Source organism: Vibrio sp. 947, from assembly GCF_033339115.1.
Lineage (GTDB): Bacteria > Pseudomonadota > Gammaproteobacteria > Enterobacterales > Vibrionaceae > Vibrio > Vibrio alginolyticus.
In genome coordinates this window covers 142,371-155,637 of sequence record NZ_JAWOTX010000001.1, presented here as the reverse complement: position 1 = coordinate 155,637, position 13,267 = coordinate 142,371, and the positions used below count along the sequence as shown (strand labels likewise).

The window sequence follows — 13,267 nt, the reverse complement described above, 5'->3', positions numbered from 1 at the left end:
ATAGCGGGGTTTGTTTTTCTTAGCGTATTTTTAGGCTGTAACAATATTCCCAACTTAGCTGAATTTACTCTTCAGCATTAAAAATAGGAAGTAAGTGCTGCCTATAATAGCGACCAACGTGCCAGCTGCGACCTGACTTGGATAAATAGCGATTTGTCCTAGCCAATCTGCCCACAACATTAGGGTTGCGCCAATTAAGGCACCGACACACAGTTGCTCTTTCACTTTTCTTGCTCCTAACATCATCGCCATATGGGGAGCGACCAAGCCAACAAAAGATATTGGACCAACTGTAGCGGTAGAAAAGGCGCATAACAAAGCAACGATGGTGAGCATAAGCGTATTGGCTACGGTAGGGTTAAGCCCTCGTGCATTTGAGAATTGTCGCCCGATGGAAATTAGTGTTAGCCAACGAGAAATCGAGAATACAGCGGCAAGCAGAACTATTATGGCCAAACATAGCATCAGTGCGGTGTCGGCTGTGACTCGATAAATAGAACCAGTTAGCCACAATAAAATTTTGTAACTGTCACCTGAGCCTTGAGCTAGCGAAAATTGAACGAGGGCTTCTAATAGTGCCGTTAGTGCGATACCGGACAACACGAAGTTAGATGGATTAAAATGGCTTCGTTTTCCGATAATCAGCAATAACATCAATACGGACATACTTCCGAAAAAAGCGATACCCCAGCTAAATGCGGAGAGAAGCGACCCAGCGATGACTCCTGTCGTAATAATGGCAAACGTGGCTCCGGAAGACACACCGAGAATATCGGGACTTGCCAGAGGGTTATAAACAATGCGTTGCAAAATGATTCCGGCAACGGATAGCGCAATACCGACAGAAAGTGCGGTTAACATTCGCGGCCAACGCAATTGCCATTGGAACTCACCTGGCACAGACCATTGAATTCCGTTTATACCATGGGTAACGAATGAGTAAGCTAGAATCCCAACCAGACTGAATAGCGCAATGCTGCATACCGCGCGTTTAGAAAGCGCCGTTTTTCCTTGGCTCATTGAAAGGTTAAGTTGATCGGTTGCCGTCAGCTTTTTACGAGTAAACCAAATTAAAGCGGGAGCGCCAATAGCTGCAGCCGCTACGCCGCTAGGAATGGTTTCCTCTAACCATAAGCTCAGCGAGATAGCGGCAGAGTCTGTGATGATTAGTAGCATTGCGCCCAAAAGCATGCTGCTGATCAATTCGTCGCGCGGTGTTCTTGCCCCCATCGCTCTGGCAATATTGGGTGTCAGTAATCCGATGAAGCTGATAATGCCAACTGCGGTGATTGAGGCAGATACCAGCCAAATACCCATCACCATTAACGCACCAAACGCGGGTAATACCGCTAAGCCTCGGGCTGCTGCGCCTTCTTGTCCTAGTTTCATTAAGGTCAGAATACGTGGTGCGACGATCAAAATTACGATTGCGATAGCGCAGCGAGGCAATAACCACTCAAACCAATCCCAGCTGTATTGAGAAAGGTCTCCGGCTCCCCAAATAAAAATATTCTGTGCGAACTGGGCGTTTAAAATAATAATGGCTGTGGCGATAGAACCGAGCAAGATATTGATCACCATCCCCGAAACGACCAGCGGCAAACCTGTCATGTTACGCACACCGGCAATTGATACGATCAGGCCAAACGCCACTAAAGCCCCAACCATTGCGGCTAATGCAGAGTAATCGGCGACCCAATCGACGAACCAAATGTTTACCACGACTAATGCAAGCCAAGCACCAGAAGAGGTGCCAAGAGTCAACGGCGAGGTGAGGTTATTCTGCGTTAATTGCTGCATTAAGCTGCCGGTGAGACCAAGCATGGCACCAACAAGCAGGGTCATACTTAACCTAGGAAGCTGCGCTTGCGTAAAGAATACGTCACGAAACTCGGTCGCTACCTCTGGTTTTGTTAATAATTGCCATTGTTCGAAAAGTGATAAATTAGTATCAATTTGTAGGCTAAAGACGCTAAGTAACGTAATCAGCGCCAGATAACCAATATAATGTTTCGTTCTCATTGTTCTGGTGCCAACTCTATTAGACTGTCGGTAATCGCTTCAGCGGTGTATTGCAAAGACATGGCACCGCCATACGCCCACACTGCTCTGACTGAATTTACCCGCTGCTTTTTCACAAACGGCATCGCTTGCCAAAGTGGCGACTCTTTCAGTTTTCGTTCTTCTGGGAAAGGTTGTACGTAGAGAACGTAGCTGTTTTGAAGGCTCTGAAGCCGATTGATTCGATCTTGCTTTACTCCCCACGCACGTGGGTCCTCTTTAATTGGAGCCTGTAATCCCAGTTTTCTAACCACGTAGTCAGTGGTGGAGTTTTCGGTTGCAAGTAATACAGTATTCGGGGTTGAAAATCGCATCACAAGAACGCTGAGTGGAGCAGAGTAATAGTGGCGAATTCGCTGGCGCATCTGCGCAAATGAAGCATCTAATTCTGCCAGTTTCTGTTCAGCAAGTGCCTCTTTATTGAATAGCTTGCTGAGCGTACGAAAGTGACGAATGGCCGTTTCAGCTGCGGCCTCATTTTCAGAAAAATTAGGTAAATAGATTACCGGAGCAATTTGTTTGAGTAACGGAATCAAGTCTTGCTGTGGAGACGCAGCAAGGATGACATCTGGTTTCAAACTGGCTATTTTTTCTAAGTTGGGCTCTGCTCGGGTTCCAATATCTTCAATTGACTCTGGTGCAGTTGGATTGACGACCCATTGGCGGTAGCCTGGTAAATTTGGGGCTGCGATTGGTTCTACGTTTAGCGCCAAAACTTGTTCTAAGATGTCCCAGTTTAAGGCTACAACGCGTTGTGGCGCGTGCTCAAAACTATGCTCACCATATTCATCGGTAACGGTGATGACTGCATGTGCATTGGTCATAAAAAATGCGAGGAGAAAAGCAGATTGTGTAACCACAGTAAGTAAACGAGCTATTATGCGCATACAACAGCCACCTTTTGGCTCGCTAATGTGTTAGCCGGGCTTGGGTGTTCAATCAGCTTAATTGGTGACTCATATAGTTTAGAAAGGCGTGCCTCGTCTAACAACATGTCGGCGTTGCCTTCAAAGGCAATCTTACCTTTTTTGAGCGCAACAATGTGGGTGGCGTAGCGCAGTGCTAAGTTCAGATCGTGCAGGATCACGATAATGCCTACATTCTCGGTTCGATTCAGCTCTGCCAGCAGCGCCATTAGTTGAAACTGATGGTGAACATCGAGCGCCGAGGTTGGCTCATCGAGAATTAAAATTGGCGATTGTTGAGCCAGTAGCATAGACACCCAAGCACGTTGGCGCTCACCGCCCGATAAGTCATCCGCCAGAGCTTGAGCAAAAGGTGTAACTCCTGTTCGTTCCATAGCCTGCGTGATGATCTGTTTGTCTTCGGTTTTCCAACGACCAAGTGCCCCACGCCACGGAAAGCGACCTAAGCGCACTAGCTCTTCTACCGTTAAACCAGCCGAAGAGGGCAGCTTTTGTGGCAAATAGGCGATCTGTTTTGCCAACTCTTTGGTTTTGAGTGATGAAAGGGAAGTATCGTTTAGTGTTACCGTGCCTTTATCTGGTGGCATTTGACCAGAAAGCAGGTTCACCAGTGTCGACTTACCTGAACCGTTATGGCCTAAAACGACCGTTAGCTCATTTGTTGGGATGTTAAGTTGTTCGATGCCGAGGATCTGACGTCCACCTCGCACGATCTCAATATTAGACAGTTGAAACATGGATGGCTCTTAGGAGAAAACTCCCCTCAATAGAGGGGAGTAGAAGTACAATTACCAGCGGTAGTTTGCGTTTAGCATAACAGAGCGAGACTGGCCGTAGTAACACCAGTAATCGCAACCTGAAACAAACTCTTTATCTAGGATGTTGTTCACGTTTAGCTGTGCTTGCCACTGTGAAGTGATGTCGTAAGTGACTGACGCATCCCAAAGAGTGACTGAAGGAACCGTTAGGTTCGAGCTCTTAGGGTTATCTTTTGACTCACCTACGTAGCGCACACCAGTACCGATATTGAGGCCTGGAATCAGGCTGTAGGCGCTGTAGTCTACCCATGCAGACGCTTGATGCTCAGGAATAAGTGCGGCTTGTTTTTTACCTTGGCCAAAGCTCTCATCTGTTTTCGCTTTAGTGTAGGTGTAGCTTGCCATCAGTTTTAGATCGTCGGTTAGCTGCGCCGTGCTTTCTAGCTCAATACCTTGAGATGTCACTTCACCTGTTTGTGTCGCAATCCATGTTGATGGGTTAGTGACCAACGCGTTCTTTTGCGTGATGTCGAACCATGCAAGGTTGATAAAGCCATCCATAAAGCTTGGCTCATACTTTACACCCACTTCTACTTGCTCGCCTTCCAGCGGTTTGTAAAGTTCATTGGTTGCCGCATCAATAGTGCTGATCACTTCAAACGACTGAGAGTAGTTTGCGTAAGGTGACAGGCCATTGTTTGCAAGGTACATCACACCCGCACTTAGAGAGAGCTGACCATCATCACGAGATTCACTTTGATCAACGGTAGCGCCTTTGCCAGAGTTTTCTGTTTTCACCCAGTCGTAACGAGCACCTATGTTACCAATCCACTGTTCATGCAGTTTCAATTGGTATTGTGAATAGAGACTTGCTTGAGATTTCTCAATCTCACGTTTCACGTTGTTGGCAGGATCAAGAGGGGTGAAGTTGCCGTAAACTGGGTTCCACGGGTTGATAGTGCCAAATGCATAGTTGTCTTGCTCGTCGCCATCGGTTTTGTGGAATTGCAGATCCATACCGATAAGCACTGTGTGCTCTGCGTTGTCTGTCATCCAGTTGCCGACAGCATTGTTATCGAACGTGATGCTCTGGTTTTTTCCGTCACGGAATACGATGCCTTGCGTTAACTCTTCTTTCGCTGGATCGTTGTTTGAGAACGCGTAAGAGCTGCGCAAGTACAACTCATTCGAACCGTAATTGAGGTTTTGCGAGAGTGACCACATGTCATTGATGTCGTGCTCTAGTAAGTAACCTAGAGAAAACTGCGTGCGTTCGTATTTATCGTAGTTTGGCTGACCAAGGTTAGTCGAAGGATCGATTTTGCCAAAGTTAGAACCAATCAGAGTACCTGCTGCCGGGAAGAATGGGTTAGTTGGTACACCGTCATCATGAAGGTAAGTTGCCAAAACGGTCAGCATTGTACGGTCAGAAATGTCGAACTCGACACTTGGCGCTAGGTAGAAACGCTCGTTATTTGTGCCGTCCAGTTCACCATCTTGGCTTGTCATCAAGCCAACCAAACGATAGCGCACAGTGCCTGCGTCGTTTGCTTCGTTAGCAATGTCAAAACCTACGGATTGGTGTTGGTTGTTGCCAACTTCGACTTTTACTTCGCCTTGAGGCGTAAACGTTGGTTTTTTCTGAACAGCATTCACGATACCGCCTGGTGCCGATTCACCAAACAGAATAGCCGATGGACCTTTAACGACTTCTACACTTTCTAGGCCGTAAGGTTCGACCAACCATGTGTAGTAACCATCGCGGAATAGGCGGTTGCCGTTTAGGTAAGTCGCTGCATCAAATCCACGAACTTTGAACCAATCAGTGTCGTTGTCTGCGCCATAAGGCTGAGCGGTTACACCAGACGTGTAGCGTAATGCTTCATCTAGCTTTTTCGGTGCACGAACACGAAGTTCATCTTCAGAAATGATAGATACGCTGCGCGGCGTTTCTGCTGCAGGGGTTTCTACTTTAAGTGCTTGCGCGGTGACCGTTATGGTCTCCATGGCAATCACGTCATCTTGTACGACGTCTTCTTGAGCTTGTGCTGTGAATGCAACCACTGCTGTAGGTGCTAAAGCACAAACCAACGCGTTGCGGATAGCGATGGTCAGTGAGTTATTCTTTTGCATAAATCTATTCCCGATAATTATGATTAACGCTAAGCTTAATTGTAATTATTATCATTTGAGCTTTTGTTTCGGTATTTTACTGACTTTTGTATCAAAAGATAGTAAAACGTTCGCAAATTCATTCGCGGTACCTAAAGTCATTGTTATGTTCAATTGGTTTGAAAAGCTGACCCAACCCTTTCCCCAGATGGAAACCGAAAAGCCACCGAAGACGCTATTTGGCTTTTGTCGTTTTTACACTCGTGGCTTTGAAGCCCCTTTACTCGTTATGGCTGTGTTCAGTGCGCTTATTGCCATTACTGAGGTGACGCTGTTGCGTTATATGGGCGAGCTCGTCGATATTCTCTCTAATCAAGATCGCGCAACATTCTGGCAAGACCAGGGTGATCGCATGCTAATGATGCTGTTCTTAGTGGCGGTTGTGATGCCAGCTCTCGGTTTTGTCCACTCAATGGTGATGCACCAAACGTTATTGGGTAACTACCCGATGTCTATCCGTTGGTTGATTCACCGTTACTTGCTAAAACAAGCGGTTGGATTTTTCCAGCGTGACTTTGCAGGCCGAGTTGCGACCAAAGTGATGCAAAGTGCGTTAGCGGTACGAGAAACGGTCATGAAGCTGGTGGATGTACTGGTTTATATCAGCGTTTATTTTCTTTCGATGCTCTGGATGATGGGCGAAGCTGATGGTTTGCTAATGTTGCCTATTGTGATTTGGATAGGAATGTACGCGGTTATCCAGTTCTACTTTATCCCTAAAATGAAACAAGTAGCGACGGAGCAAGCGGATGCTCGTTCTGTAATGACTGGGCGCATTGTCGATTCTTACACCAACATATCTACCGTAAAGCTATTCGCGCACTCGCAACGAGAGTTGGAATACGCAGAAAGCAGCATGAAGCAATTTTTGGTGACGGTTTACCGCCAAATGCGCATGGTGACTTGTTTACTGTTTAGTGTGGATGCCATCAACTATTTGCTGCTGATGTCTATTAGTGCCATTTCGGTTTATCTATGGCTAGATCACGCTGTAACAATTGGTGCTATTGCGATTGCCATCAGTATTGCGTTGCGCGTACAAGGTATGTCGAAGTGGATCATGTGGGAAGTTAGCGCACTGTTTGAAAACATCGGTACAGTAGTAGACGGTATTAATACGATTTCAAACGATGTTGAAGTGAAAGACGTACCAAATGCTAAGCCTTTGCAAATCTCTCAAGGTGAGATCTGCTTTGATCACGTAGGTTTTAACTACAGTGATGAGAAGGCAGTATTTGAGAACTTGAATCTGACTATCAAACCGGGCGAAAAAGTCGGCATTGTCGGTCGCTCTGGGGCAGGTAAATCCACGTTGGTCAACTTGTTGCTGCGCTTTTACGACGTAAATAGCGGTAAGATTTGTATTGATGGACAGGACATTTCTCAAGTTGAACAAGAGTCGCTTCGCCAACACATCGGTATGATCACGCAAGACACCTCTTTGCTACATCGCTCAATTAAAGAGAACATTCTTTACGGTGATCCAGATGCTTCAATGGATGCCGTTATCGCAGCTGCTGAGAAAGCACATGCTCATGATTTCATTCAATCTCTACGAGACGAGCAAGGTAACGTTGGTTATGACGTTGAAGTGGGTGAACGCGGTGTGAAGCTGTCTGGTGGTCAGCGTCAACGTGTGGCGATTGCTCGCGTTCTGCTGAAAAACGCGCCAATTTTGATCATGGATGAAGCAACGTCTGCACTTGATTCAGAAGTAGAATCGGCAATTCAAGAAAACCTTGAAGTTCTGATGGAAGGAAAAACAGTGATTGCGATTGCTCACCGTTTATCAACGATTGCCGCGATGGATCGTTTGATTGTAATGGATGACGGCAAAATCATTGAGCAAGGCTCGCATTACGAGCTGCTGCAATTGGGTGGTGTTTACGCTCAGTTGTGGAAGCATCAAACCGGCGGTTTTTTGTCTGAGCAAGGTGATGCTCAACTGCAAGTCATCTAATATGACGCTACACGAAAGAGGAGCAAATGCTCCTCTTTTTTGTGTCTGTCGTTTATACCGAGTAAGTAGGCGTTAATGGGCAACGTTAACTTGTGATTATTCATTGAGTTAGGCCAACTTAATGATGATTATGTTTATAACTCACTGTCGTTATTGAATTTTTTACGCTTTTTTTACGCGAACTCCGAATGGGCTTTTGCTAAAGTTTTCTACATCGAATTTTGGTTGATGTATTTTATGTTTGTTCAATGGCGAGATAACACCTTTCTCTTTTCTACTACCGTGATTGTTGGCGCGGTTGTGGTCTCATGGCTGTTAGACCAACTGTTTGGCTCTACAGCCGCAGTCCTGCTGATTTTACAGTTAGCAGTCGTGGTAGTGGCGTTTCAATGCAACTCGCGATTCGCTTATGCGGCGGCGGTGATCGAAGCGTTGAGCTTCAACTTCTTTTTCACGACGCCTCGTTACTCTTTGCAGATGTTTCGTCCGGAAGACATTTTTAATTTAGTCGTGTTTATGGTGGTGGCATTTATCACCAGCACCTTTGCGGATCTTTATCGTCGCCAGCAGGGAGAATTAAAACAAACCAAGCTGCAAAACAGCATCCTGCTATCGGTGTCCCATGACCTACGCACGCCGTTGGCAACCATTATTGGAACACTGACCACACTCAACGAGTACATGCCCAAGCTCAATGACTTAGAGCGCAAAGAATTGCTCGACAGTGCGACTTCAGAAAGCCACCGCTTGCATCAATATATAGAGAACCTCTTACAGGCGACTAAGCTCCAACACGGCACATTAAAAATTACCAAAAAAGATGAGCCTATTGCGAATATTGTGCGGGATGCGGTTTCTCGTTTGCCGAATTACACCGAGAAAGTATCCATGAATATGGATGATGCCGTTGGCTATTTGTCAGTAAGTCGTTCGCTCATCGAACAAGCGATTTTTAATGTGCTGGATAATGCCATGCGATTTTCACCAGAGAATGAATCTGTCGAGGTTTCACTTTCTAAGCAGGGTTCGTCGTGCGTGATTGATGTTCGGGACATGGGGATTGGCATCAAAGCTGAAGATGCGGAAAAAATATTCAACCTTTTCTATTCCGGTGTGAACAACAAATCGGCCGATTCAGGCACCGGAATGGGACTCGCGGTTGCCAAAGGTATCATCACCGCACACCATGGATATATTCAATCTATGCCAGTATCAGAAGGGACGCTGATCCGCATTCGACTTCCACTCAATCAAGGAGCAGAGCAGGCGTGAGTTACAAAGTTTTAGTTGTGGACGATGAGCCTCGCATTCATACCTTTATTCGAATTTCGCTGTCTGCTGAAGGGTTTGATTACATTGGCGCGAGTACCATTGCAGAAGCCAAAGCGTGTTTCGAAGCGTATTCGCCGCACGTAATTCTGCTAGATTTAGGCTTGCCCGACGGCGATGGGGCGGAGTTTCTCACTACGCTTCGTCAGACGTATAAAACGCCAGTGCTAGTGCTGACAGCTCGCGATCAAGAAGAGGAAAAAATCCGCCTTTTAGAAGCGGGCGCGAATGATTACTTGAGCAAGCCTTTTGGCGTAAAAGAGCTCATCGCGCGCATCAAAGTGCTGGTTCGAGATTTGGTGGATGAGCAAACCGTCGCTGATGAGCTGGTGGCTGGCCGAGTCAAAATCATCAAAAGTACTCACCAATTTTGGTTGGATCAGAGGGAAATTCCACTCACCAAGAAAGAGTTTTCTTTCATTGAACAGTTGATTCTCAAGCCGGGAAAACTCATTGAGCAAACTCATTTGCTAGCGGTGATTTGGGGAAAAAGTCATGTCGAAGACACTCACTACTTACGCGTGTTAGTGAGTCAACTACGCAAAAAACTGAACGATAGTGCTGACGAACAGCGGCTATTAAAAACCGAGCCAGGGCTGGGTTATCGTTTAGTGCTTGAGACGTCCAAGCACTACTAAATTCCAAATTTAATCAACGTTAATGCCAAGGTTTAGTGTTGGTTATCGGCACTCGAACAGGATTCGTGTTGCCTATTTTCCGTGACGGAAAACCAGTCTAACCCTTAACGCATTAGCATTTTCTATACATAAAACACAGTTAGGTATTGATATGGCTCACTTTACAGTAATTGGTCTAGGGCGATTTGGCGTTGCCGCCAGCTTAGAACTTATTCATCTTGGACACACCGTAACGGGGGTGGATAGCGACCCTAAAATCGTCGAAAAATACGTCGAAGAGTTAACGCAAGCGGTCATATGTGACGCAACAGACGAAGGTGCACTCAGAGAGTTAGCGTTAGCGAACAGTGATGTGGTGTTGGTAGCGATTGGCGAAGACATGCAAGCCAGTTTGTTGTGTACGCTGGCGCTGAAAAATCTGGGTGTGAAATCTATTTGGGTCAAAGCTAGCACCAAAGCGCACCATACCATCGTGTCTAAGCTTGGTGTACAACGCATTATTCATCCGGAAGAGGAGATGGGCGTAAGAGTCGCGCAGGCACTCAACTATCCGATGGTGAATAACTATTTGGAAATGGGGCATGGTTTGTATGTGGTGGAAATCCACGTTAAATCCAATCTGCACGATACACCGCTTTCTAAGTTGATCAGCCGAGGTAGTTACAACATTCAGCCGATATTGGTGAAGCGCGAAGAAGCCGTCTACACCAATATCAATGATGAGTTTGTGCTTAATGAGTTCGACACGCTGTTGCTTTGCGGTAGTCGCGCTGAGCTGAAATACGTCGCTCCAAGGTTGGTGTAACATGGTTTTGTGGCATCCCTCTATTATCCCAATCGAGCGAAAACCCAAAGCGGGCAAAAAATTGTTGGGCGCACCGCCATTAATACTTAGCCTCAGCTTTGCGTGCTTGATCATGCTCGGCACGGTCTTACTCAAACTGCCGATTGCCACCACAGAGCCCATCACTTGGATTCAAAGCCTGTTTACTGCGACATCGGCCATTACGGTGACGGGATTAGTTGTGGTGGACACGGGCACGGCGTTTACGCCTTTTGGGCAAGTGGTTATTGCTTTCCTGATTCAATGTGGTGGCCTAGGTTTAATGACGTTTGCCATCGTGACCTTGCTGGCTCTGGGCGGAAAAATTGGCTTTTTGGAGCGAGCCGTCGCGAGAGAGGCGTTCAACCAAACTGACTCATCGACACTCATTGCCACTGCTAAATCTGTATTGATGTTCGCTCTGCTCGTTGAACTTATTGGTTTCACTATTTTGAGCGTTTATTGGAGTGAAGAGCTGGGTTGGAAAACCAGTTTGTTCCATGGTTTCTTCTACACCATCAGTGCGTTTAACAATGCAGGTTTTGCGTTGAGTGCCGATAGCTTAATGCCTTACGTGGACGACCCGGTCGTTAACTTCACCATTACCAGTTTGTTCATTATTGGTGGTTTAGGCTTCTCGGTTTGGATTGACTTAAAACGCAATCGCCGTTGGCACCGACTCACCGTTTACAGTCGAATGATGATCTTAGGCACGGTGATCATTAACGTGGTGGCACTTATCGCCATTTACCTGATTGAATATGAGAACCCCAACACGCTTGGCCCTTTGAGCGAAGCAGGGAAATGGTGGGCATCGTGGTTTCAAGCGGTGACGCCAAGAACGGCAGGGTTCAACACTTTAGCTATCGATCAGTTGGAAGATGCCACAACGGCGATCATTCTGGTGTTGATGTTTATCGGCGGTGGATCATTGAGTACGGCAAGTGGCATTAAAGTTGTGACATTTATAGTGTTAGTCTTGGCGACTTACAGCTATTTGCGTCGCGATGAAGCAACCTATGCCTTTCAACGCAAGATTCCCAAAGAGACCATCAGCAAGGCATTGGCGCTGACTCTGATCTCGGTGGGCGTGACTTGGTTTGCCATATTCACGCTGTTACTGACAGAGAAAGCGTCTATGTTAGATATTATGTTCGAAGCGGTCTCGGCACTGGGTACGGTTGGTTTGTCGCGAGGCTTAACGGGCAGTTTGTCCGAACCGGGTGAGTTAGTGATCATCTTCATGATGTTTATGGGACGATTAGGCCCCCTTACTTTGGCGTACTTCTTAGCCAGTCCAAGAAAGAAAAAAGCGCGTTACGCGAGCACTAAATTGGCAATAGGGTAAATGGGCTAACTCGAAGAAAGTGAGCAAAAGGCTAGGCAAAAGAGGAGTAACTGCTCCTCTTTTTGTGCTCGTTGTAGCCACGAAACTGTATACGGCAGTCTCTCTCACAACAATTTATGATTCATCTCTATTTTTTATCATTTATAAATTGTCGTTTTTGGGGTGTTGTCCAGAATGGCATTATCCACGTGCAACATAAGATTGCCGGGAATAAAAATAATTACAATACTGCCTTACTGGAAGATACATGAAAATCAAACCCCTCCCACCTTTAAATAGCCTCGTTGCGTTTGAAGCGTCGGCGCGGCACTTGAGTTTTACATTAGCCGCTGACGAACTAAACGTGACCCAAGGTGCTATCAGTCGCCAAATTAGACAATTAGAAGAATACTTAGGCAAGGCTATGTTCACGCGAGCCAATCGAAGCATTAATTTAACGCCTACAGGTCTTCAATATTATCAAGCTGTCAGCCAATCTTTGCTCGATATTGCTCAAATCACGGGTGAAGTGAAGAAGTGGCAGGGCGAACAAAAGATCACGGTTGCGACGACAAATGCAATGGCAGCCTTGTGGTTGTTGCCTAAGGTTGCTCAATTTCAAAATGAACATGATGACATCGATATAAGGATATTGGCCTCAGATAATGTGTTGGACTTACGCCGATTAGATTGCGATATCGCCTTGTTTTATTGTCGCACTCCACCTGCAGAAATGGACGTGACAACGCTATTTTCTGAAGAAGTATTCCCTGTGTGTAGTCCGCTTTATTTAGAGAAAATCGGCCAGCCTAATGAGCCAGAAGAAATCTTCAATAAAACGTTACTCTATCTGGAAGAGTCTCAAAGAGATTGGGTGAACTGGGAGCAGTGGTTTGCGAGTGTAGGATTGCCAAATATTTCGCCTCGTAATCGCATGAACATCAATAACTATCCAATGCTGTTACAAGCGGCAATTAATGGTCAGGGAATCGCGTTAGCCTGGGGGTCATTAGTGGACGACTATTTACAAAGCGGTGCTTTAGTTAGGCCAGTCGAACACGTGCTTTCAACACCTTCCAATTTCTCTATGCTTGAACCTAAAAATAGAGGTTTAATCCCAGCAAGCGTCAAGCGTTTTAGAGAGTGGCTTTTGCAACAGTTGCCAGATGAGGTGGGTGATCGAGGTTTAGCCTAAATCAATAAGCAGAGAAAATAACAGAGTTTGGTCATGTTAAAAAAGCGGGAGTACCAGTTCCCGCTTTGTTTTAATTGA

Annotated in this window: 10 protein-coding genes; 6 read left to right on the top strand and 4 right to left on the bottom strand. The window is 46.1% G+C overall.

What is annotated here, in order from left to right; all coding sequences use genetic code 11:
* Positions 1-54: 54 nt before the first annotated feature.
* From fhuB to R7Q39_RS00665, 4 genes are read right to left on the bottom strand one after another with little or no spacing between them, the layout of a single operon-like run.
* Entirely contained in the window at positions 55-2,022 is a 1,968-nt protein-coding gene (fhuB, locus tag R7Q39_RS00680) for a Fe(3+)-hydroxamate ABC transporter permease FhuB (protein ID WP_318075652.1), read from the bottom strand.
* Complete coding sequence (locus R7Q39_RS00675; protein ID WP_154203993.1) at positions 2,019-2,948, bottom strand: iron-siderophore ABC transporter substrate-binding protein; 930 nt, start codon at positions 2,946-2,948, stop codon at positions 2,019-2,021. Before R7Q39_RS00675 ends, fhuB begins: the two co-directional genes overlap by 4 nt.
* Positions 2,939-3,724, bottom strand: a complete 786-nt coding sequence (locus tag R7Q39_RS00670; RefSeq protein ID WP_005383893.1) for an ABC transporter ATP-binding protein — start codon at positions 3,722-3,724, stop codon at positions 2,939-2,941. The genes R7Q39_RS00675 and R7Q39_RS00670 overlap by 10 nt, the downstream gene beginning before the upstream one ends.
* Positions 3,725-3,775: 51 nt before the next feature.
* Positions 3,776-5,878: a TonB-dependent siderophore receptor gene (locus tag R7Q39_RS00665; RefSeq protein ID WP_169644577.1), complete on the bottom strand. Its 2,103-nt coding sequence runs from the start codon at positions 5,876-5,878 to the stop codon at positions 3,776-3,778.
* 145 nt (positions 5,879-6,023) lie between these two features.
* Between R7Q39_RS00665 and R7Q39_RS00660 the strand changes: the two genes are divergently transcribed.
* The 6 genes from R7Q39_RS00660 (at position 6,024) to gcvA (ending at position 13,189) form a co-directional block, all read left to right on the top strand.
* Positions 6,024-7,877, top strand: a complete 1,854-nt coding sequence (locus R7Q39_RS00660) for an ABC transporter ATP-binding protein (protein WP_042521744.1) — start codon at positions 6,024-6,026, stop codon at positions 7,875-7,877.
* Positions 7,878-8,114: 237 nt separating this feature from the next.
* Complete coding sequence (locus R7Q39_RS00655; protein ID WP_054576626.1) at positions 8,115-9,149, top strand: DUF4118 domain-containing protein; 1,035 nt, start codon at positions 8,115-8,117, stop codon at positions 9,147-9,149.
* A complete protein-coding gene (locus R7Q39_RS00650) occupies positions 9,146-9,844 on the top strand; it encodes a response regulator transcription factor (protein WP_054576620.1) in 699 nt (232 codons plus the stop codon). Before R7Q39_RS00655 ends, R7Q39_RS00650 begins: the two co-directional genes overlap by 4 nt.
* A gap of 151 nt (positions 9,845-9,995) precedes the next feature.
* Positions 9,996-10,649, top strand: a complete 654-nt coding sequence (locus R7Q39_RS00645) for a potassium channel family protein (protein ID WP_005375180.1) — start codon at positions 9,996-9,998, stop codon at positions 10,647-10,649.
* A gap of 1 nt (position 10,650) precedes the next feature.
* Positions 10,651-12,015, top strand: coding sequence for a TrkH family potassium uptake protein (locus R7Q39_RS00640; protein WP_318075651.1), 1,365 nt, complete (start codon positions 10,651-10,653; stop codon positions 12,013-12,015).
* 247 nt (positions 12,016-12,262) lie between these two features.
* Complete coding sequence (gene gcvA, locus R7Q39_RS00635; protein WP_005375182.1) at positions 12,263-13,189, top strand: transcriptional regulator GcvA; 927 nt, start codon at positions 12,263-12,265, stop codon at positions 13,187-13,189.
* The last annotated feature ends 78 nt before the right edge of the window (positions 13,190-13,267 follow it).

What these genes read in the sequence shown, in the direction of transcription:
- R7Q39_RS00665 (WP_169644577.1), bottom strand. Translation starts at nt 5,878, where the DNA reads ATGCAAAAGAATAACTCACTGACCATCGCTATCCGCAACGCGTTGGTT.
- R7Q39_RS00640 (WP_318075651.1), top strand. Translation starts at nt 10,651, where the DNA reads ATGGTTTTGTGGCATCCCTCTATTATCCCAATCGAGCGAAAACCCAAA.
- R7Q39_RS00655 (WP_054576626.1), top strand. Translation starts at nt 8,115, where the DNA reads ATGTTTGTTCAATGGCGAGATAACACCTTTCTCTTTTCTACTACCGTG.
- fhuB (WP_318075652.1), bottom strand. Translation starts at nt 2,022, where the DNA reads ATGAGAACGAAACATTATATTGGTTATCTGGCGCTGATTACGTTACTT.
- R7Q39_RS00645 (WP_005375180.1), top strand. Translation starts at nt 9,996, where the DNA reads ATGGCTCACTTTACAGTAATTGGTCTAGGGCGATTTGGCGTTGCCGCC.
- R7Q39_RS00675 (WP_154203993.1), bottom strand. Translation starts at nt 2,948, where the DNA reads ATGCGCATAATAGCTCGTTTACTTACTGTGGTTACACAATCTGCTTTT.
- R7Q39_RS00670 (WP_005383893.1), bottom strand. Translation starts at nt 3,724, where the DNA reads ATGTTTCAACTGTCTAATATTGAGATCGTGCGAGGTGGACGTCAGATC.
- gcvA (WP_005375182.1), top strand. Translation starts at nt 12,263, where the DNA reads ATGAAAATCAAACCCCTCCCACCTTTAAATAGCCTCGTTGCGTTTGAA.
- R7Q39_RS00660 (WP_042521744.1), top strand. Translation starts at nt 6,024, where the DNA reads ATGTTCAATTGGTTTGAAAAGCTGACCCAACCCTTTCCCCAGATGGAA.